Below are 20,218 nucleotides of genomic sequence, written 5' to 3'. Positions count from 1 at the left end.
ATGGATATCACAGAGAAGATTTACGAAGCAGCAGTGCGCTGGAAAAAGCGCCGCCAGGAAAATGAGCTGGAATCCTGCCGCTATCACCTGCAGGACTGTGACAAGGCCCTGGCTTTGGTGCTGCAGCCTTTCTTTGACGATACGATAGAGATTCATGCAGCCCGGCAATCCGGCGTGATGGGCCGGGTGGTTTATCTTCCAGAATCAATTCATTTCTTTGGAGAGCGTCATCGCAATCGGGATTTATACATCCATCAGGCGCTCTATCTGGCCGCAGCTCAAAAATTGAAAATTCACTGGCCCGAGTTGGGAAAAAATTCTTACACCCGGGCTTTGCATTTTGCCCAGAATAAATCAGCATTGCATTCCCAGATATCGGCAGTGTATCCCTCGTTCCCGGATTTTCATCAAGGACTGTTGCAGGATTTTTTTGAAAGACTGAAAATGCCTAAGACAGGGCCAGCGCGCAAGATGATACACCTGCTATCCTCGGCGGAATCAGTCACCGGTGCCGGACTTGACCCGGCCAAACTGAAGCGCAATGAACCTTTTCCCGAGGACTTGTGGCTGTTATGGGGCGGACTAAGTTCTGTGTCTAACACCACGGCATCTTTGCCCGAAAAAATGCCACCGCCGAAATCACCTCAAAAAAAAGAATCTGAAATGACCATGCAGACCCACTTTGAAAAAGAAGAGGTGGATCTGGAAAAAGAAGAGCACAATCCGGTGACGCACTCTTTTGAAAAAATGGAAACGGTGGACGAGTATCAGGGGGGCAGTCGGGTGGCCGACGGCTCGGATCAATTGCAGGAGCACAGCGATGCTTTGCAAGAGATTCAACCCCGGCACGTGACCCGGTCTGGAGAAGAGGCGGAGTCTTTCTTTAAGTCTGATTCTGCCCAAGGGCCAGCGCGGGATACTGCCGGACATAAACTGGAAAAAGGGGATGAGTTCTTTTTTTATCCGGAATGGCATTTTAAAAGAAAACAGTTGTTGCCAGATTTTTGTCGCTTGAAGGTGAGCACACCGGAACTGGGGCTTGAGGGAAAACTCAAAGCCGATCTGCTGGAAAAGCAAGGTCCTTTGATCGAGCGCTGCCGACGCCAACTGGATGAAGTGAGAAATCAAAGAAAATGGCGGGGCGGACAGTTGGATGGCACCGAGGTGGATCTGGATGCATATGTTCGTCACCTCAGTGATCTGCGCAACAAGGTGTCTTCCACAGGGCATCTTTATCAAAGTCAGTTCTTGCGTCATCGCGAACTGCAGATTTTGATCCTTCTGGATTTCAGTCTTTCAACAGATTCCTATGTGGCCAACCGTCGTGTCCTGGATATTGAAATGGAGTCGGTGGGGTTGTGGGGCTTGTTGCAGACTCAAGCTCAGGAAAACACCATTGTTGCGGGGACTTTTTCAGAAACCCGGCATCACTGTGCCTTTGAATTTTTAAAAAAACAGGATGAAAGCTGGGATCGTTATTTTGCCCGGGCCCAGAATGTGGTGCCTCGTGGATACACGCGTCTGGGGCCAGCCATACGACATGCGACAAGTTTGTTGCGCCAGTGTTCAGCTCGTCAGAAAGTTCTTTTGATTCTGACGGATGGAAAGCCCACGGACTATGATGGCTATGAAGGTCGTTATGGAATTGAGGATATGCGCAAAGCTTGTCAGGAGGCTGAAACTTTGCAGATCAGCACCAAGGCTTTTGCTATTGAAAAGGCCGCTAAACATTATTTCCCGCAGATGTTTTATTCTTACGAAATTTTATCTGATCCAACCTGCTTGCCCGAAAGTCTGATTCAAACATTGGCTCGCTTGCGACGTTAGGGGATGATCCCCGTCAGGTGGCGCTTTCATCCGGTTTTCAGACAGGATGATTTAGCTCGAATTCGTTGTTTCATTTTCAAGATAGATTTATGGCAGAACCACAAGCTAAGGAGCTTTCCGATGAAGTGGTTCGTTATTTTCTTTTTATTGATGACATCTATGCAGGCATTGGCGCTGGGACTGGCCGGAGCCTACCCCGAAGGCGGAGCGCAGGTTGAACTTCAACGACAGCACGAAATCGAAGAAGTGTCTCAAGGAGCACTGATAGGCTATGGTGTTTCGTCGTGGCTGAATCCCTCATTGAACGTGACTCAGATACATGCTGGAAGTGAAACGCGTGTTCGGACCGGTATCGGCAGTATTTCAGCCTGGTCTTCGGATTTTACTCATGTCGCTTTTTCGCCTGGATATTTTCAGGAGTCCGGAGACGAGACCATACATCTGTGCGGTGAGGCTTCTTTTGATATTCACCCAAGATGGACCCCGTATGGTCGTTTCAGTTGGGAGTCGACCGAAGTCCAAGATGCGCATTCGGAATTGATAGCAGGTGTACGGTGGAGTGGGGCCCATTTGGATGTGATTGCGGAAAGATACCTGCAAGAGGATCACGCCTGGAAGGCCGGCGTGAACTGGCGTTGGGATCAGAATATCGAGCTGAACGTCGAGGCGGCGTTGCCTCCTGCCGAACATTCGTGGGGAGTGGTGGTGATTATCCAGCCGGGTGGGGGGAGATAATCCTAAAGATCCCTCGGAAATGAGCCGACCTAAAGCGCTACATCAGGAGGTTTGTGGTGCATTTTTGGTCTTGGTTTAAGGGAATTCGTGGAAGACTTTTGGCGGTGGCCATTTTACCAGTAATCGGTTTTTCGATTTCTTCCTGGGTGGCCTTTGATGGCATCAGTCGAGTTGGAGGTTTTTTAGAAGCCGCTCACGACGAGATCATTCCTGCTACAACGGCGTTAAATCACCTGATCATTGCTCGTAACAGATATGGTTACAATATCTTTGTGGCGATGACGGTGGATGATCCCACGTTAAAAAAAGAACGTCTTACCATTGCCCGGGAGTCCATTGACGAATGGAAAACCAACTTTGCGCTTTATTCCAAGTTCCCGGCGCGCTCTGAGACGGAGCAGAAAAGTCGTCAGTATATCACCGAAAACAAGGATCACTATCTGGGGATGCTGGAAAAAGTGGTCGCACTTGTTGATAAAGGCAGCGCGGCTGAAATGATGGAAGCCCGCAATCTTCTTCTTGGGGAGATCTGGAAAATCGGCAGTGAAATTGGTAAGAACAATATTGCAATTTCCAAGACCTATGAAAAACGCGCTGAAGAAGAAGGACACGAGTCCGAACGGGTGCAAAGCAGTGTTTACTGGTGGACTGGAATCATCAACACTTCGGCCAGTTTGATCATCATCGCAATTATTCTGGTGATTTCTTCGCGTATGGCGACGGGTATTTCCACTATCGCCAATCGTCTTTCCGGTGCCAGCGGCAATGTGACATCTTCCGTGGCCCAGCTCAGCGAGGCGGGGACAACGCTGTCTCAGTCTTCCACAGAGGCGGCCGCGTCTTTGGAGGAAACTGTCGCTTCTTTGGAAGAGCTGACTTCCATGGTGCAGGTCAATTCTGATAATGCCAGACAGGCAGCTGCTGTTTCGGCGTCTTCGCGCAGTGCCGCTGAAGCTGGTGAAAGTGAAATCCGGGGCTTGATTCAATCTATGACAGAGATCTCTCAATCCTCTAAAAAGATCGAAGAGATCATTTCAGTGATTGATGATATCGCCTTCCAAACGAATCTTCTGGCATTGAATGCGGCGGTGGAAGCGGCCCGGGCCGGAGAGCAGGGAAAAGGTTTTGCAGTTGTGGCCGAAGCCGTGCGCAGTCTGGCGCAGCGAAGTGCCGTGGCGGCAAAGGACATTGCCGTATTGATCGGCACGTCTGTAGAGCAGATCGAAAGGGGCAGCAAGATTGCCTCCAATAGCGGCGTGGTGCTGGGGGGGATCGTGGAGTCCGTCAAGAAAGTTGCGGATTTAAACAACGAGATCGCAGCCGCATCCGCCGAACAAAGTGCGGGTATCCAGCAGATTGGCAAAGCCATGAATCAACTGGATCAGGCATCGCAAAGTAATGCCGCTTCGGCTGAAGAGATTGCCGCCACCAGCGGAGAGATCGGCGGGCTGGCTGAAACCACTCAACAACTGACGGTCGAGCTGAACGTGATGGTTCTGGGGGCATGACCGGGATCATTGAATAAGCAGATTGAGTTCGGGAATCTGTGACGACTTGATGTGAATCATGTTTTGCCAGCCGGGCACACCGTAATCTTCCAGCATGAAAGCGAGGAGATTATGGAGACAGTGAAGCATATTGTTGTCAGTGGGGCGATTGGAACTCTTATGGTGTCCGGAGCCTGTATCGGGATTTTCGGAGCGACTATGGGTATGTGTGGCGCCGCTATGGTTGGGATGTGGATCGCCGGAGGCTAAAAAGGGGGTTGAGAGCCCCCTTTCTTGATTGGAATCAAGGCTCCATCTATTGACACATGTTAGGTTCATGGTGACCCTGAAAAGGGCAAAGTGAGGCCTAATATGAGTACGACTTCAATGGATGCTTATCGCTATTTCTTTCCAGCTGGCTGGGTAATGGGAGTCTGGGGCGTTTTGCTGTGGATTCTGTTCCCCTGGAATCTGGTATCTTACCCGGGATTGCATCATCCTGAAATCATGTCGGGTGGATTTTTCCTTTGTTTCGTAGCGGGCTTTCTGATGACCGCTGCCCCCAAGTTCACATCCAGCTTTGAACCCGCCCGTTGGGAACAAAACCTGTCGATGGTTTTAATCCTGTCTTTGTTCGCAAGCCTTCTGCCTCAGAGCAAGACCTATTTCTATGCCGTTGTGACGGCGCTGTTTGTTTTCCTGATGGTTTACATGTTCCGTCGTTTCTTTAATCGCAAAAGCAATCCGCCGGATTCATTTCTGTTTGTCGGCGTGGGATTGGCGGCAGGATTGTTCGGCAGCGTGACTCTGCTGTTGGGACAGACTTTGGATGTTCCGGGAAATTTATATTCTTTGGCCCGCACTTTTCTGCTTCAGGCTTATGTTCTGTGTCTGGTGATGGGGGTGGGAAGTCGTTTGATTCCGGCATTGCTGGGATGGGCACCACTGCCGACAGAGGCTGCCAAAAAAACCAAATCTCGCATCGGTTTGTTTTCGCTGCTTGCCGTGTTGTTCCTGGGAAGTTTTGTCGTTGAAATATTAGTGCATGCTCGCAGTGGATTCTTGCTGCGTGCGCTGGTGATGACTTTTATCGGGCTCTGTTTTTGGAAGATTCACCGCAAACCTCAGCGCAAGGCTTTTCAAAGCTGGTTCTTATTGGGGGCTGCGTGGATGATTATACTGGGACAATGGGCGACGGTGATCGTTCCGGAGTTCCGCATTCATTTGTTACATGTGATTTTGGTTTCCGGATTAGGGCTGATGACATTTATGATCGCCACCCGCGTGAGTTTGTCCCATGGCAAACACGATATGGAGCTGGAAAAGAGCTCCAAGGGGTTGTTCCTTGGAGCCCTTTTGATGGGCTTTGCCGGGCTGACTAGGTTGTCAGCGGGCTTTGCTCCGCATATCTATCAGTCTCACCTGGTCTATGCGTCTTATACATGGATTCTGGGGCTGTTGATCTGGGGCTGGATTTTCCTGCCGAAGATGATCCGTGTGAAGTCGTAGGGTGATAGAAACGCTGGGCGGCTTCGATCTGGCGGGATTTACTGAAGGCGGAAATGCGCTTCAGGTAACCGATCACACGTGTGGCATGATCCACATCGGCGCTGTTACAACTGCTGCATTTGTATAGCGTTCTTTTGTCGATATGTTCGCAGTCATTGCAAATGGTGATTTTGATATTCACACACCAGTAGTTGCATCCGGAAAGGGCCGCAGCACGAATCAGTTTCAGGAATCCGTCGGCGCTCAGCTTTTCTTCCAGATTCAGGTGCAGAGCGGATCCGCCATCCAGATACTGCATCATTTCTTTTCCATGCAGGTCCATTTTGTCCAGCGAGTTCACATCGTCGTTTTCCACAATATAGAAATAGGAATTGTAGCAGTCGCGGGGAACATACAGTCCTTCCTTGCGGTCCCACTGGGCATTTTTGACGCCCAGATTTTCTGCCGGAACAAACTCGGTGTTGAACATATAGCCAAATTTTTGGCGGGCGGCTTTGTTGGCATCATAGATGACTTTCAGCTTTTCGCGCACGAAGTCTTTGTAAGGGGCCTCGTTGGCGATGCTTAAGCCCGAATATTCCGCTGCTTCCACCATGCCGTTGATCCCAATGGTCAAGAATTGCTTTTCCAGAGAAATAAATCCCGCGGTATAGGCGCTGAGCAGTCCGGCCTCAAAGTATTCCTGCATGAGTTTGCGATAGGCAACCTGGTATTTCTGAACTTTTTCGACAGTGGTCAAAAGGTCCATTTTTTTCTGAACCAGACGGTTCATATTGATGGTAATGACGTTGATGGAACCTGTGGCAACTCCGCCCGCACCTAAGGAATAGCTGAAGGTGTTATCCGAGATTTCGTTGCGCAGGCGACAGCAACTGGCCAGACTGTCCGCCGAGTCACTCATATACATGAAGAAGCTGTTGCCCTCACTCAGTTCGCTGGCACACATCGCGGCAAAGTCGTTGTCGCGGGGACCTTTGTCATCAATCAGCATTGCGGCTGTGACGACTGGGAAGGTCAGGATGGCTTTCTTGCGTTCTTCATTGAACCAGGACATAAAGTGCGCCTGCAGTTTTTTGACGCTGTCCCATTGTGGTTTATCGCCACTAGGGAAAACGAAGTCTCCGAAAAGGGATTTGAAGTAGTATTCGTCATAGGCCGAAATATTCCAGAACACGGACTGATAACCACGCGCCGCTGCCGGCTGATTCAGGGCATAGACCACGTGCTGCAGGTGATTGTTGATCAGGCGGGTGTGGGTTTGCAGATAGTCGTCGCCATAGTCTTTGCGGGCGAAATGATCAAAGTACATCAGCCATTCTACCGTGGCGACAGCCCCGGCAAACTGGGCGGAAATTGCAAACACCAGATTGACGAAACAGCCACAGAAGCTTTCCAAATGTTGCGGCGCTTGGGATTCGCCCCCCAGATCTTTCAGGCCTTGCAGCAACAGAGGATACATGGAAATGGAGGCGCAATAAGGTTTCAGGGATGTTTCGTCATGAACATAGATTTCATGGCTTTCAATCTGGCGCACGTATTCCTGGCCCAGCTCGGGGCCGAAGAGTTCGGAAATCTTATTCGTCACCAAAGTGCGGTTGATCTGGATATTGATGTCTTTATTGATCTCGGCTTCCAAGGTCGCAATATTTTTCAATGTGACATTGGCATTGGCATCCAACTTAGAACCTTCGGCGGCATTCGAGGCGGCTTTATATTGTTGAACGAATTCAATCTTCTTCTGGATCTGTTCCGGTGTAAGTCGGATCATAGGGAGGTCTCCTTTGTGTTGTGTTGAAAGAGGTGGTTTAGAATCTGTTGAGTGTTCAGATCTTTGAAGATCTGATTGGTCGTGGGTGACGCCAGGCCACCCCGGGCTTGAATCCACGGGCCGGTTTTCAGGTAATCAAGATTTTCTTCCAGACGAAGTGGAACTTTCTCCAACCCGGTGTAAAGGGCCGTCTTCAGGCCGTGACTCCGCCCCAGTTGCAGGAACTCGCAAAGCTCGGATTCATGCCATTCGCCGCCCAAAAACAGCAGGCAGGAAATTCTGTGACGATACTTTTCGATCAATGATTGTAAGAGGGGGGTGGTCAGTGGAGTGCCAGTTTTTTCGGTCCACAGTTCTGGCGAATGGCAGCCCGGACATTTAAGCGGGCAGCCGCAGACATAAAGGGCCAAAGAAATGTGATGTGGAACTTCCTGGAAAACGATGTCGTACTTGTAGATGTTCATGCCCCGCTCCTGATAAAAGGATAACGAGAACTTTTATTTGAACACTACAAATCCGTGAAAAGCATGATGTAGATCACTAGCGGTAGTGGTCTAGTGTTATCGAACGGATTTCAGTATTTGAATCTGCTTGTGATTCATTTTAATGACGTCCTGCTGTTCCAGTTCTGCCAAGGTGCGTGAAAAAGTCTCGGGACGCAGTCCCAGCATCAACGCCACTTCGTGCTTCTTGCCTTCCAGGTGAACCACTGGAGTTTGTTGTTCAGACTGCAAGCGTTCCAGATAATTCAAGACACGGTCTTGTGCGGATGGGTTGCTGATATTTTCTATGACCTGATTCAGATTCGCCATCCAGCGCACCAAGGACGAAACCACCGACTGATACAGAAGAGGATGTTTGGTCAGGATATCCTGCAGGTCTTTTTTAGGAAGATAGAAGATTTCGCAGTTTTCAGAAGCCGAAGCTGTATCGGCTTGTTTCGGCTGCCCCAGCAGGCTGCCTTCGCCAAATGTTTTTCCAGGGCCGAGAAGGCCCAGGACCACCTCTTTGCCCGTAGGGGAGATTTTTGAAATTTTCACTGTGCCCTTGATGATCAGGTAAAGGCCCTTGGCTTCTTCTTCCTGTTCAAAGATGACCGTGTTTTTTGGATAGGATTTTTTTTGGATCACACCCAGAATTTGTTCTGTGACTTTTTCTTCCTGGGTGGAACAGATTGGGCAGCTGTCCACGGGATTCTTTTTCATATTCACCTCGTTATCAATTTAGCAGGAAATAGGGCGGACGTCATGTTAAAGCTTGATGTACCCACCTAAACGGATAGGATGCAAACCAGATGATACGGAGGAATTCGTGCCTAAGTTTGTATCTGCAGACGAAGCTCTCAGGGATGTTCAGTCAGGCCAGCATGTATTTATTCATACTGCGGCGGCAACACCGCAACAATTGGTAAAAGCGCTGGTACGTCGGGCTCCGGAACTTGAAAATGTGAAGATCTATGCCATTCATACGGAAGGGGATTGTTCCTACGCACTTCCCGGATATGAGAAGAGCTTTGAGGTTCATAGCTTCTTTAACGGGGCCAATCTTCGTAAGGCCCGGCCCAATATCAACTCTAGTTTCGTACCGATTTTTCTGAGCGAAGTTCCGCAGTTATTTTATCGCGGTATTGTACCTTTGGATGTGGCGTTGATTCAGGTGTCTCCTCCGGACCGTCATGGTATGTGCAGTTTGGGGCCTTCAGTGGATGTTTCCATTGCCGCGGTACGAACGGCGAAGAAGATCATTGCCCAGGTCAACCCGCGCATGCCTCGCACTTTCGGAGAATCCCAGTTCGAGTTCAATAAAATCGATTGTGTTGTTCAGGTGGATGAAGAGCTGCACGTTGTGGCGCCAGCCAATCCCGGCGATATAGAGCTGCAAATCGGTCGGAATGTCGCAAGTCTGATCGAAGACGGTGCTACTTTGCAAATGGGAATTGGAGCCATTCCAGATGCCACTTTAAGATCTTTGCATGGTCATCGTGATCTGGGCATTCATACTGAGATGTTTTCAGATGGCTTGATTGATTTATACAAAGCCGGAGCCATCACCAACCGCCTGAAGCCGCGCCTGACCGGGAAAGTGGTTTCCAGCTTCGTGATTGGTTCGCGCAAGGTGTATGACTTTATCGATGACAACCCGGATGTCATGATGATGGATGCCTGCTATACGAATGATACGCATGTGATTCGCCAGAACCCCAAGATGATCGCTATTAACAGTGCCATCGAAGTGGATTTGACCGGGCAGATCTGTGCCGACTCCATTGGCAGTCGGATCTATTCAGGTATTGGCGGGCAGATGGACTTCATGAGGGGAGCCGCTTTGTCCCCGGGAGGCAAGCCCATCATTGCTTTGCGATCCAGCTCTAAGAAGGGTGTTTCCAAGATTGTTCCGACGTTGAAACAAGGTGCAGGTGTGACGACCACCCGAGCCCACGTGCATTACGTGGTGACCGAATACGGTGTGGCACCATTGTTTGGAAAAACACTGAAAGAAAGAGCCGAGGCCTTGATTGCGATTGCTGCTCCGGAAGTGCGTGAAGAGCTAAGCCGTCAAGCCCATGCGATGCTTTTTGATGTCTAAGAAGAAAAGTTGGCAGTAGGCGGCGGGAGGCCGCTTACTGGATATCGGCGCGTTCGCGCAATTTGTCTTTGGAAAGAATGCGAATATTGCGCCCGTCAGTTTGATCGATGATGCCATCTTTTTCAAACTGTGAAAGGGTGCGAATCACGGTTTCAGGCGTGGTTCCTGCCCACTGCGCGATTTCCCGGCGTGTCCAGCTTTGATGGATGAAGTGCTCTTGCAAGAACAACAGCGCCTCAGCAATGCGCTCAGAAGCACCTTTGTCCATCTGACCCATCCATTTTTCTTCCGCCATACGCAGATCTTTTGAGATGTGCGAAAGCAGTTTCATGGCCAGGTCAGGGTGAGTTTTAAAGATACTCATAATTTCTGCTTTGGGAACAAAGCAAAGTTCACAGTCCTCCACCGCGACGGCGGAGGCATGGTAGGGCTCACTGGCAAACAAAGAGCGATACCCCAAAGTGCCGCCCGGACCGATCAAACGCAGTGTGTGTGCAGCGCCTGCAGGCGAAGTGACTTCCAACTTCACCAGTCCTTTTTGGATGGTGAAAATTCCCAGGGGATCGTTGCCGGAATAGAAAATCACCTGACCACTTTTAAAGTGGCAGGTAACACGAGCTTTTTCCATCATCAGCAACACGTCTGGAGACGAGCACAGAAGACTGTCAAAACGCGTTTCGCAGTTTTTGCACGAGTCGAGACTTGTTGGCGTTTGACCGCAATCTTTTTTCAAGGACATAGACCCCCAGCTTAGCAGAAAATTGCGGGGCCGTCATGAAAGTTTATTGAGAGAGCGTGGTGTAGCAAATGTTCGTCATTTGGACTTTCGAACAGAGGCGTATTGAGACGCTGAGCTGCATTTAATGCGTCCATACGGAAATTCCAGGGCTTGAGGCTGGCCCCATAGAGATCCTGGAACTCCTGTTCTGCGACAGCTGGCAGGGGGCTTTTCATGTCCAAACCCTCCCGGCGCTTGAAATAGCCCAAAAGGACGGCTTTCAGCGTTTTAAGCAAATGCAGAGGAAATGAGTTCATATCCGACATCAGGTACTCAAACTCGGACTTGAAAACAGCATCTGCCTTCAACATTTCTTGAATTTTTGGCAGGGCAAAGATGACAGCCAGGCGCTGGCTGAAGTGCACCTGCGCGGCGGCTTTCGCTGGATCTGCAAAGAAATGATCTGCATGGATCAAGTCGTGCACAATGAACCCTAAAACATCTCGTCCTTCTTCGACAAAATTCTGCATTTCATCTTGAGTTTGTAGCATCGAGACGCAGCGCTGCCCCTGAGTTTGTAACGACAAAACTTCAAAAGGGGTGGGAACATAGTCAAGAAGCTGCAGAGGATATTTCCCGGCCTGCCAGGCCATCAGCGACTGAGCCACGGACAGGGGAATGGAGCGCCAGCTTTGCGAACAAAAGTATGTTAAAAAATCCCCGTCGTGATCAAAACGACGCAAGGATTTGACGTTGCAAAGCGTTTCTGGAAGCTCGCGGCGCAGAAGATCCAAAAAGTCGCGTGCCCGGAAAGAGGACTGGCGAGTGGGAACTGCCAAAGGCTGATTGTGGGGGCCACCAAGGAAATCAGTAGGTCGGCGCAAAAACGAGAAAACAGCAATATATACGGCCGCGATTTCCGTATCGGACAAGGCATTGCTGCGCCAAAGATTCAGAAACGGCTGCAGACATTGGTGTGCCAGAGCACTTTGATTTTTCAAAAAACCATCATCCAGAAGGCGATGGCGGAATCGACCGACGCGTAACATAATCCCTGTTGTAGGCAATCCTTTCACGGAAGTCTAACAAATTGCTCTTTGCCCGCCGCCCCGAGTGATTGTCTTAAGTTAAGACGCTCCATTGGAAAATTTCGTTTTTATGTCGAACCTATAGCTCCACGTCAAAAACTGAAATATCCACCTTTCTTCGATATTTTGTGGGTTGATACCCTACGGGATATGAACATTGCCAAGACTCATAGTGCCGTTGTTCTGTCCTTATTGATGACATCCTGGTGGGGTGTGGGGTGCTCTCCGGCTGCAACTTTTGATACTGTTGCGGTGTCCAGTTCTGCAGCGCCAATTTCGCAGTCTTCCGCCAAATGCACGGCTCCCCAGGGCGTGTCGGGAAAGCCCGCCACAATTGAAGACGTTGTTGTCCTGCTGAACTCATTGCCTAAGCCAGTCACGGTGCGCTGCTTTTTGGAAAGCTTGGAGCGTCCTTTGAATGTCACTCTGACGAACAGTCAGATCAGTGGCCAGCCTGCAGTTGGCAATCGCAGTCCACGCATTTTTATTTTAAACGAAAAACTTTTCATGTCCGTCGTGCCAGAGGGACGGGGAAAGGACTTTCTTGAGCTGAGCTATCAGACTTCGGCAACAACATCTATCAAGGCTGAAATTGAGTTTCCGATCCTGGACCGGATTGCAAAAGGAAAGCCCTACAGCAATGTTCTTTTTAACTCGGGCACAAATTGCCGATCCTGTCATCGGGCCGAGAAGCAGGTGGGAAGCGTTGATGGTATTCCTCTGTTTGATTCCTGGGCCTATCAGCCGGACAAAGAAACCCTGGTCGATCTACAAAAATTTAAAAACGAACTGAAGGTCTGCAACTTTGATAAGGAGCCTGAAAGATGTGAAATCATCAGAGCTCTTTTAAATAATGGCGAGGTGAACACCCAAGCCTTCCCAAAAAGTATGTACTTTGACTTTTCAGTGTATTGATAGGCTGGCGGTGGGTTTGTTCGCCCTTTTTGTTGAGATTCCGTTTTTATTTGCGGTCGCACGAATTATTCTTTGCAAATACGCAGATTTCTTTTTTTAATAAGAAAACAACGATGCTCTAAAAGGATTTGGAGACTTCATGAAGAAATCGCTTCTTGTGATGATGTTGGTGGCCACTTTCGGAAAATCTCAGGCCCTGGCTGAAAATAAAATCGCCAACCCCCGATTTGATGACTACTACACAGTCAAGGAAGGGGAGTCGTTACAAAACCCGTCAGCATCGTTTTCTGATCCTTTGGCCGCAGCCCACCAGCTGCTTTCTGATTCTGAAGAATTTTTCAATGAACTTCGCAACCGTTTGTACTCGCTTTTGCAATTTGATCATCATAATGAAAACTATGGCGACGTGACGGAGCCCTACAATCGCGCAAAGCATTTTGGTGGCTGGCTGAATGATCGCCGTGATGATGTTTGTTACAACACTCGTGCAAAGGTGTTGATTCGGGATTCTGAAGGTACGGTGGATTTTTCTTCAAATGGATGCTCGGTGTCTGCCGGAAAGTGGCAAGATCCTTATGGTGATCGTTCTTATACACGAGCCAGCGACATTCAGATTGACCACTTCGTCCCTTTGAAAAACGCGTATATCAGCGGCGCCTATAAATGGAACAAAACCAAACGCTGTCTTTATGGTAACTTCCTGGGGAATGAATTCCATCTGCTGGCGGTGTATGGCAAAGAAAACGCCTCCAAAAGCGACAAGACTCCTGAAGGTTATATGCCGCCGAATCCCGCCTATCGCTGCCAGTATCTGGTGCAGTGGTTGAAGGTGAAAATGATCTGGACCTTGGGACTTACGCCGCCAGAAAAAGACCGCGTACTGGAGCTGGCTCAGGAAAATCACTGTGATGTGAATCAGTTCGTCTATAGCGCGGCTGAGTTGGCAGGGCAGCGTCAGTTCATCGCCGACAATCTGTCCCTGTGCCAATAAAAAAAGGACTGGAAATAGGTCCTGTTTTGCCTCAATTCCAGGAGCTGTTTTGCCGATAAGATTCTCATGAAAACAGTTCTTCTTCTTACATTTTTGGTGTTCGGCCCAGGAGCTGCGCATTCCCAGGAATCCTGCGGTGCCAGTTCCAAGTCCACGGTGCAGGATTTAAAAAGCCTTTGTCAGGAGCTTGATAAAAAGAATGAAGCCCATTGCCAGGTGAAGGTGCCGGCGAAAACTGAAAAAATGCCGGAAATTACTTATGGCCTTTTGGGTGCTTCCAGCAAGATGAAGGGGCTTTTTGAAAAGCTCAATGGTCTTCAGCAGGCTTTCCTGAAAGATCCGGGCGGATGTCCCGGCGGTTGTTCCAAAGTGAACTCACCTGTGGTGGAAATCAAGACAGAGCCCACGGCAACGGTGGCGGACGCATCTTGTCCGGCCTCTTATACAGTTTTACAAGTGTCAGCGGGCGAGGCTTCCAAATATGGCGTAAAGCAACTGGAAAAATCTTTCCAAAAAGCCTTCCGCTTGGTGGGGGATGAAAAGGCCTGTCAGGAAAAAGCCAGCACATTTGCCCAGGAAACTTTAATGGGTAAAAATGAATTCGGCAGCTTTCTGGAAGATCGCAAGTGCCAGTCGCCATGTTCGTATGCCTCAGTCATTCGCATGAAAACCGAAAAGCTGGGTAAAGCGGAATGTGCGGTTGTGCTGGAGCTTTCTGTGCAATGTGGGCCTCCGAAAAAAGATCGTGAGTGGAAAACCAATGCCTCTTTGACCAAAGCCTTCCGTTGTGAGGTGGCACCATGAGAAAAATTCTAGTCGTCGCAATTCTTTGTGTTTCCTCGATGGCCTTTGCAAAAGTGTGTGAGGACTCTGACAAGGGCTTGATTCCCGAGACCGCGGGAAAAATTGTTTATTCGTTGGGGGATGACAATTGTCTTGGTGACAGTTGTTATTCACAAATGATCAAAGAGTTTGACCGTTGTCTGGATTCGCAAAAACTGCTGGAGTTCGCCTGTCAAAACGGAGAAGTGCTCGAAAAAGAAATTCTGTGTTCGGCAGGCCAGGTGTGCCGCAAAGGCGCCTGTGTCAAGAAATAGCGGCTAGTGGACTCAACGCAAAATCGACATGATGATTTCCGGTTCTGTTTGGCAGAGCTTTTCGAGTCTGTTTAGTATGTTTGTATGACATACACAACAGTTGAACTTATCGGAACAATCCTCTTTGCTTTGGCCGTCATTCACACATTTATGGTGGGAAAAATTCTGGCCTGGTCTCATCACTTCCCCAAAGACTCTTTATGGAGCAATGTCTTACATTTGCTTGGAGAAATTGAAGCGGTCTTTGCGATTTGGGCGGCTTTGTTTATGGCGATCTTTATCGGCCTTGAAGGTTGGCAAAGCGCTATGGAGTATCAAACAGGCCTGAACTTCATTGAACCGTTCTTTATTTTTGCCATTATGGTGGTTTGCTCCACACGCCCGGTGTTGGCGGCGGGACGCAAGGGGATTTTGTTCGTCAGCTCTTTGATTCAAAAGATCTTTAAAACGCCAGCTGTTTTAACGGATATTTTTGTCGTGCTGATTTTAGGGCCTTTAAGTGGTAGCTTTATCACTGAGCCTGCAGCCATGACAGTTACGGCATTTATGCTTAATTCCATGCTGCAGAAAGAAACCAACAAGCTGATCTATGCGTTGATCGCAGTGCTGTTTGTGAATATCTCTATTGGTGGAGCTTTGACGCCGTTTGCGGCACCGCCAATTTTAATGGTGGCAGGGAAGTGGAATTGGGATTTTGCGTTTGTCTTCACGCACTTTGGTTGGAAAAGTGCGATTGCCGTGGTTATCAATACCTGTTTGTTGCTGGCGATCTTCCGCAAAGAACTTAAAGATGGTTGTATCACTTTACGCGAAGTTGAAACCCGTCTGGCGGGGGCTCAGGCGGCGATTCCATTCCCAGTTACAATGGTGCATTTGTTGTTCCTGACCGGGATCGTAGTGACGGCTCACTATCAAAATGCCTTTATGGGTATCTTCCTTTTGTTCTTGGGTGTGGCGGCGGTGACCCAGCGATATCAGGATACTTTGCGTTTGAAGGAAAGCTTGTTAGTTGCCATGTTCCTAGGGGGGATCATTCAGTTTGGTGCCTTCCAAAAGTGGTGGCTGGCGCCGCTTCTGGGCAGTATGAGTGACTTGCTGCTCTTTAAAGGAGCGGTGGGATTGACAGCCATTACTGATAATGCCGCTTTGACATATTTGGGATCGCAAGTTGAAGGTTTAAGTGATCCCAGCAAATATGCTCTGGTGGCCGGTGCCATCGCTGGCGGTGGTTTGACTATTATTGCCAATGCTCCCAATGCAGCGGGGTATTCGATTTTGAGTCATAAATTCCCGGGCGGGATCAAGCCTTTGAATCTGCTGATAGCGGCGTTGGTTCCTACGGGTGTTGCTATCAGTTGTTTGTGGTTGCTGTAAAAGGTCCGTCAAAATAGTACTTCGGGCTTTATAATAAGATTCTTTTTAAATTATTTTTGAAGGGGGCTAGACAAGCCCCTTTTTTCCGGGTTACGCTGAATCATCTCACAAAAGGGAGGAGGCACATTATGATGATCAATTTTATCATTAATTCGATGAATAAGTTGAATGCAATGCAAAGCCTTCTTCTGTCACAGTTCTAAGACACCTCTTTAGGCATCTTATTCTTCTGAAAAATTAGTTTTAGTTTTTACGCTCTTAAGTTTTTAAGCTCTTAAAAAGAGCAGTTATGGATTCTTTATGAATTTGTTCCGACGTTTGTTATTCGCCGAGGTCACTCCTCTGGTGAAGCTGGCTAAGACCAAGCACATCGATGAAAGTGATCTTTTGGCGCTGCCAGCAGAGCTGCACCCACAACATGTTCAGGTTGATCTGGCCAAGATCCAGTGGAGCAGCCCAAGGGCTCTGTTGTTCTCCATGATTCGGGCGCTGCGCAAGTACACGCAACCTTCTTATTTGTGGTATCTGTCCGCTTCCATGCTGGCCTTGTTATCACCCGTTCTGGTGAACCGCTTTGTGGGCATTATTTCCGCAGGCGTGACCCAGGAAACTTTGCCGACGGCTCTTGTTTACGGGGTGTTGCTGGGGTTATGCGGGTTCCTGTCCGGCCTTTGCATGCAGCATTACTTCTTCAATGGGCTTAAGGCCTATCAGGTGATGACGAATATTTTGAATGAAAAGTTGTTCCGTCACAGCTTGAAGCTCAGTCAGAAGGCCCGTCAGAAGAATCAGGTCGGCGATATCGTCAATCACATGAGCACAGACTCTGAGAACGCTTCAGACTTTGCCATGGTTCTGGGCGACTTTGTTTCAGCGACCTTCCTGATTGTGGGCGTGGTGATCATGCTCTTCTATTATATTGGCTGGTCTGCGTTGGCCGCTTTGGTGGTGCTTTTCACGCTGGCGCCATTGACCAACTATGTTGCCAAAAAATTCACTCGTTTGGATGAAGAAATGATGGCGCACCGGGATCATCGGGTGACCCTGATGACTCAGGCGATGAATGCCATCCGTGTAGTTAAGTACTTTGCCTGGGAAAAAAGTGTTTCCAGGGAAGTCACGGAAGTGCGCGAAAAAGAACTGAACAGTCGACGTCGCCTGGCCAGGGCCGAAGTGATTTCAAGTCTTGGGTATCTGGCGGTTTCGACACTGGTTTTATTTGTGGCCTTGGCGGTCCATGCCTGGCGTGGTGAAAAACTGGATGCCGCGATCATCTTCACTTGTATTTCCTTGTTCGGTTTGTTGGAAGGTCCTTTTGGGGACTTGTCCCGATTGATTTCCCGCGCGACGAACGCGATGGTGGGGGCTCGACGTATTTTGGAGTACCTGAATGAAGATCAGGTGGAGATTTCCACTCAGGAAAGATCCGATGCCGGAAGCGCTGTCGGTGTGCAGTTGCAAAATGTCAGCCTGCGCTTTGATGGGAATTCACAGGACGTGCTTTCAGATTTGAATCTGAATGTGCCAGCGGGAAGTTCCTTGGCCGTCGTGGGTCCTGTGGGTGCCGGGAAAAGTTCGTTGCTGATGAGTCTTCTGGGGGAGCTGTATCCTCGTGAAGGTCAGGTGCAGTTCACTCCGGAAATGCCTGGCCGTCCGCGTATGGCCTATGTTCCGCAAGAGGCCTACATCATCAACAGCTCTTTGTTGGAAAACTTGCAATTCGGTGAAGAGGTTTCCAAGGAAGACTTGCGCCGGGCTTTACATAACAGCTGCTTAAGCCGTGACTTGAAAGAGTGGTCCGGGGGCTTGCGCACAGAGATCGGCGAAAAAGGTGTCAATCTGTCCGGGGGACAAAAGCAGCGTGTGGCTTTGGCGCGCGCGTTCTTGCGTAAGCCGCAAGTGGTGCTTTTGGATGATCCTTTGTCAGCGGTGGATGCAGAAACTGAAAAGCTTTTGTGTGAACGTCTGATTTTTGGCGCTTGGAAGGGCACAACACGTATCGTGGTGACCCATCGTCTTGAGTTCTTGCCGAGCTTTGATCAGGTGATCTTTATTCAGAACGGCAAGATTCAGGGGCAGGGAACTTACGAGCAACTTTTGCAGAACCCGGCATTTGCAGAGTTCTATAAAGAACATGGCAAGTCGCAAGGTGAAGGCGAATCCGTCACCTCCAGCGAAATGGCGCAGGATATCTCTAATTTGCAGGAAGCCGTAGAATCCAAAAATGTGCGCGTGACTGAGGACGAGGATCGCGAGGTCGGTGCCGTGAAGGGTTCGGTTTATTGGGATTACATCAGCTCTTTGGGGGGCGATGGGAAATACACCAAACCGTTGATCCTGGGATTGCTGTTGGCGGGTGCGGTGGCCGCCACTTTGTTGCCATTGGCCCAAAAGGCTTGGCTTTCCTATTTCTCAGATCGTCAGAATGAATGGGTGGCTCTGACCGCGATTGGAATTTATGGTTTGATTGGTGTCGCTGTTCTGGTGGGTTCGTTGGTGAATCACTTGTTCTGGCTGGATCGTGGAATTCGGGCTGGTAAGAACATGCATGATAAGATGCTTAAAAGCGTTTTGTCGTCGCCGGTTCGCTTCTTTGATTCGACGCCGGTCGGGCGTATCATCCAGCGGTTCTCTCGTGATGTGGAATCGGTGGATGTGTATTTGCAATGGAGTTTCGATTCGGCTGTTCACTGTGCCTTGCAGGTGATTGTGTCCATGGTACTGATTCTGACTTTGATGCCTTTGATGGTCGTGGTGATTCTGCCAGTGATGGTTTTGTACTATGTGCTGCAAAAAGACTATCGTCGTCCGGCCCGTGAAGTGAAGCGTTTTGACAGTGTGGCCAGGTCCCCTCGTTATGCCCATTTCAAAGAAAGCTTACAGGGCTTGGTGGTGATTCGCAGCTTTAATAAAGCTCCGTGGTTCATGGATAATTTCTATGCGAAGCTAGCGCACAGCAATCGCATGTTCCATGCCCACTACCTGATCAATCGCTGGTTCTCATCACGCATTCCGCTGATTGGTGGGGTGATTTCAATGAGCACCACGATTGGCGTCAGCTTGTCCGCTTATGCTGGGGTGATGGACGCGGGAACGGCAGGTCTGGTGACGTTGTATTCACTTTCATTCTGGGGATTCCTGAACTGGGGGGTCCGAGTGTTTGCGGATATTGAGTCGCGTATGACTTCGATTGAACGCTTGAAGTACTTCTCAAATCTTCCGGCGGAGCAGTCCGTGCTGAAAGCTCCGTCAGAACCTTTGCGTCCGACCTGGCCAGAGCGTGGAGAAATCGTGGTCCAGAATCTGAAAGTGCGTTACGCGTCCCATCTGCCGTTGGTTTTGAAGGGCATCACTTTCAAGGTCGAAGCGGGAAGTCGCGTGGGTATTATCGGTCGCACGGGCTCGGGAAAAAGCACCTTCTTCCAGTCGTTGTTCCGCTTCATTGAAGCGGAAGAAGGGCTTATAGCGATTGACGGAGTGGACATTGCCAGCGTGCCGTTGGAAAGGTTGCGCCGAAGCCTGGCCATCATTCCGCAGGATCCGACCTTGTTCATGGGCACGATCCGCAACAACTTGGATCGTTATAACGAGTACACGGATGAGGAAGTCATCGGCGCTTTGAAACATGCCTCTATGTGGGGATATGTTTCCAGCTTGCCGAAGGGACTGGCTTCCGAAGTTTCAGAGGGTGGTTTAAATCTGAGCCAGGGGCAACGCCAACTGCTGTGTCTGGCCCGGGCTCTTTTGACGAAGGCCCGAGTGATTGTGATGGATGAGGCCACAGCCAGCGTCGATGTGCAAACCGATGCGTTGTTGCAGAAGGTGATACGATCCTCTTTTGCCGGGGTGACGATGTTGATCATCGCCCATCGTCTGGGAACAATCGAGGACTGTGATCAGATCGTGGAAATTCTGGCCGGGGAGGTGAAGTCCATTCGCCGACCCACCGAGTTTTCCAAAGAGGAAATTGAAGAAAGTCTTGTGTAAATCAGAAGGCCATGCAGGACCTAAATCCCTGCATGGTACTTTTGAAGTCTCAAGTTGAGACGGATAAGTGAGATGGCAGTAACAATACGCGATTTTTTATCTTCCATTTGGGGAGTGTAATTAAAAAACCATTAAA

At 49.4% G+C, this 20,218-nt stretch carries 16 protein-coding genes and 1 pseudogene; 12 read left to right on the top strand and 5 right to left on the bottom strand.

Translation table 11 applies throughout. From position 1 onward, the window contains the following. From ACES2G_RS11690 to ACES2G_RS11670, 5 genes and pseudogenes are all read left to right on the top strand, one after another. A complete protein-coding gene (locus ACES2G_RS11690) occupies positions 1-1,827 on the top strand; it encodes a nitric oxide reductase activation protein NorD (RefSeq protein WP_374000238.1) in 1,827 nt (608 codons plus the stop codon). Positions 1,828-1,947: 120 nt separating this feature from the next. Then, the gene (locus ACES2G_RS11685) at positions 1,948-2,562 is read left to right on the top strand and encodes a hypothetical protein (RefSeq protein ID WP_374000237.1); all 615 of its coding nucleotides are present in this window, start codon (positions 1,948-1,950) and stop codon (positions 2,560-2,562) included. Between the two features lie 56 nt (positions 2,563-2,618). Further along, positions 2,619-4,070: a methyl-accepting chemotaxis protein gene (locus ACES2G_RS11680; RefSeq protein WP_374000236.1), complete on the top strand. Its 1,452-nt coding sequence runs from the start codon at positions 2,619-2,621 to the stop codon at positions 4,068-4,070. A gap of 111 nt (positions 4,071-4,181) precedes the next feature. Beyond that, positions 4,182-4,319 carry a hypothetical protein gene (locus ACES2G_RS11675; RefSeq protein ID WP_374000235.1) on the top strand — a complete coding sequence of 46 codons (138 nt, stop codon included), beginning with the start codon at positions 4,182-4,184 and terminating at the stop codon, positions 4,317-4,319. 102 nt (positions 4,320-4,421) lie between these two features. Further along, positions 4,422-5,486: pseudogene (locus ACES2G_RS11670) on the top strand (NnrS family protein); the annotation flags it as partial. On the opposite strand, the gene nrdD reads toward ACES2G_RS11670, so the two are convergent. The 3 genes from nrdD to ACES2G_RS11655 form a co-directional block, all read right to left on the bottom strand. After that, positions 5,428-7,326 (bottom strand): anaerobic ribonucleoside-triphosphate reductase, encoded by a 1,899-nt coding sequence (gene nrdD / locus ACES2G_RS11665; RefSeq protein ID WP_347358701.1) that lies wholly within the window; start codon positions 7,324-7,326, stop codon positions 5,428-5,430. The pseudogene ACES2G_RS11670 and the gene nrdD overlap by 59 nt on opposite strands. Continuing rightward, entirely contained in the window at positions 7,323-7,790 is a 468-nt protein-coding gene (nrdG, locus tag ACES2G_RS11660) for an anaerobic ribonucleoside-triphosphate reductase activating protein (RefSeq protein WP_347358702.1), read from the bottom strand. Before nrdG ends, nrdD begins: the two co-directional genes overlap by 4 nt. 96 nt (positions 7,791-7,886) lie before the next feature. Then, positions 7,887-8,531 (bottom strand): Crp/Fnr family transcriptional regulator, encoded by a 645-nt coding sequence (locus ACES2G_RS11655; RefSeq protein ID WP_347358703.1) that lies wholly within the window; start codon positions 8,529-8,531, stop codon positions 7,887-7,889. Positions 8,532-8,637: 106 nt separating this feature from the next. On the opposite strand from ACES2G_RS11655, the gene ACES2G_RS11650 reads away from it, so the two are divergent. Then, positions 8,638-9,912: an acetyl-CoA hydrolase/transferase C-terminal domain-containing protein gene (locus tag ACES2G_RS11650; RefSeq protein WP_347358704.1), complete on the top strand. Its 1,275-nt coding sequence runs from the start codon at positions 8,638-8,640 to the stop codon at positions 9,910-9,912. A 34-nt stretch (positions 9,913-9,946) separates the two neighbouring features. On the opposite strand, the gene ACES2G_RS11645 is transcribed toward ACES2G_RS11650, so the two are convergent. Together ACES2G_RS11645 and ACES2G_RS11640 are read right to left on the bottom strand one after the other, a co-directional pair. Continuing rightward, entirely contained in the window at positions 9,947-10,651 is a 705-nt protein-coding gene (locus ACES2G_RS11645; RefSeq protein WP_347358705.1) for a Crp/Fnr family transcriptional regulator, read from the bottom strand. Between the two features lie 11 nt (positions 10,652-10,662). Then, positions 10,663-11,679 carry a hypothetical protein gene (locus ACES2G_RS11640; protein WP_347358706.1) on the bottom strand — a complete coding sequence of 339 codons (1,017 nt, stop codon included), beginning with the start codon at positions 11,677-11,679 and terminating at the stop codon, positions 10,663-10,665. A 189-nt stretch (positions 11,680-11,868) separates the two neighbouring features. Between ACES2G_RS11640 and ACES2G_RS11635 the strand changes: the two genes are divergently transcribed. The 6 genes from ACES2G_RS11635 to ACES2G_RS11610 all read left to right on the top strand — a co-directional run bounded on the left by ACES2G_RS11635 (position 11,869) and on the right by ACES2G_RS11610 (position 20,082). Next, on the top strand, positions 11,869-12,633 hold the full coding sequence (locus ACES2G_RS11635) for a hypothetical protein (protein WP_347358707.1): 765 nt from the start codon (positions 11,869-11,871) through the stop codon (positions 12,631-12,633). Positions 12,634-12,772: 139 nt separating this feature from the next. Further along, on the top strand, positions 12,773-13,624 hold the full coding sequence (locus tag ACES2G_RS11630; RefSeq protein WP_374000234.1) for an HNH endonuclease family protein: 852 nt from the start codon (positions 12,773-12,775) through the stop codon (positions 13,622-13,624). A gap of 66 nt (positions 13,625-13,690) precedes the next feature. Next, a complete protein-coding gene (locus ACES2G_RS11625; protein ID WP_374000233.1) occupies positions 13,691-14,428 on the top strand; it encodes a hypothetical protein in 738 nt (245 codons plus the stop codon). After that, positions 14,425-14,721, top strand: coding sequence for a hypothetical protein (locus tag ACES2G_RS11620; RefSeq protein ID WP_374000232.1), 297 nt, complete (start codon positions 14,425-14,427; stop codon positions 14,719-14,721). Before ACES2G_RS11625 ends, ACES2G_RS11620 begins: the two co-directional genes overlap by 4 nt. Positions 14,722-14,805: 84 nt before the next feature. Then, positions 14,806-16,095 carry a putative Na+/H+ antiporter gene (locus ACES2G_RS11615; RefSeq protein WP_374000231.1) on the top strand — a complete coding sequence of 430 codons (1,290 nt, stop codon included), beginning with the start codon at positions 14,806-14,808 and terminating at the stop codon, positions 16,093-16,095. A gap of 300 nt (positions 16,096-16,395) precedes the next feature. Then, entirely contained in the window at positions 16,396-20,082 is a 3,687-nt protein-coding gene (locus ACES2G_RS11610; protein ID WP_374000230.1) for an ABC transporter transmembrane domain-containing protein, read from the top strand. Positions 20,083-20,218: the final 136 nt, after the last annotated feature.

The sequence above is a fragment of the Bdellovibrio bacteriovorus genome (genome assembly GCF_041888015.1).
In the GTDB taxonomy this organism is placed as follows: domain Bacteria; phylum Bdellovibrionota; class Bdellovibrionia; order Bdellovibrionales; family Bdellovibrionaceae; genus Bdellovibrio.
This window is presented reverse-complemented; position numbering and strand designations above follow the sequence as displayed.

Excerpts from the sequence above, each read along its gene's own strand:
- ACES2G_RS11630 (WP_374000234.1), top strand. The coding sequence starts at position 12,773 with ATGAAGAAATCGCTTCTTGTGATGATGTTGGTGGCCACTTTCGGAAAA.
- ACES2G_RS11675 (WP_374000235.1), top strand. The coding sequence starts at position 4,182 with ATGGAGACAGTGAAGCATATTGTTGTCAGTGGGGCGATTGGAACTCTT.
- ACES2G_RS11655 (WP_347358703.1), bottom strand. The coding sequence starts at position 8,531 with ATGAAAAAGAATCCCGTGGACAGCTGCCCAATCTGTTCCACCCAGGAA.
- nrdD (WP_347358701.1), bottom strand. The coding sequence starts at position 7,326 with ATGATCCGACTTACACCGGAACAGATCCAGAAGAAGATTGAATTCGTT.
- ACES2G_RS11625 (WP_374000233.1), top strand. The coding sequence starts at position 13,691 with ATGAAAACAGTTCTTCTTCTTACATTTTTGGTGTTCGGCCCAGGAGCT.
- ACES2G_RS11610 (WP_374000230.1), top strand. The coding sequence starts at position 16,396 with ATGAATTTGTTCCGACGTTTGTTATTCGCCGAGGTCACTCCTCTGGTG.
- ACES2G_RS11690 (WP_374000238.1), top strand. The coding sequence starts at position 1 with ATGGATATCACAGAGAAGATTTACGAAGCAGCAGTGCGCTGGAAAAAG.
- ACES2G_RS11620 (WP_374000232.1), top strand. The coding sequence starts at position 14,425 with ATGAGAAAAATTCTAGTCGTCGCAATTCTTTGTGTTTCCTCGATGGCC.
- ACES2G_RS11685 (WP_374000237.1), top strand. The coding sequence starts at position 1,948 with ATGAAGTGGTTCGTTATTTTCTTTTTATTGATGACATCTATGCAGGCA.
- nrdG (WP_347358702.1), bottom strand. The coding sequence starts at position 7,790 with ATGAACATCTACAAGTACGACATCGTTTTCCAGGAAGTTCCACATCAC.
- ACES2G_RS11640 (WP_347358706.1), bottom strand. The coding sequence starts at position 11,679 with ATGTTACGCGTCGGTCGATTCCGCCATCGCCTTCTGGATGATGGTTTT.
- ACES2G_RS11635 (WP_347358707.1), top strand. The coding sequence starts at position 11,869 with ATGAACATTGCCAAGACTCATAGTGCCGTTGTTCTGTCCTTATTGATG.
- ACES2G_RS11645 (WP_347358705.1), bottom strand. The coding sequence starts at position 10,651 with ATGTCCTTGAAAAAAGATTGCGGTCAAACGCCAACAAGTCTCGACTCG.
- ACES2G_RS11615 (WP_374000231.1), top strand. The coding sequence starts at position 14,806 with ATGACATACACAACAGTTGAACTTATCGGAACAATCCTCTTTGCTTTG.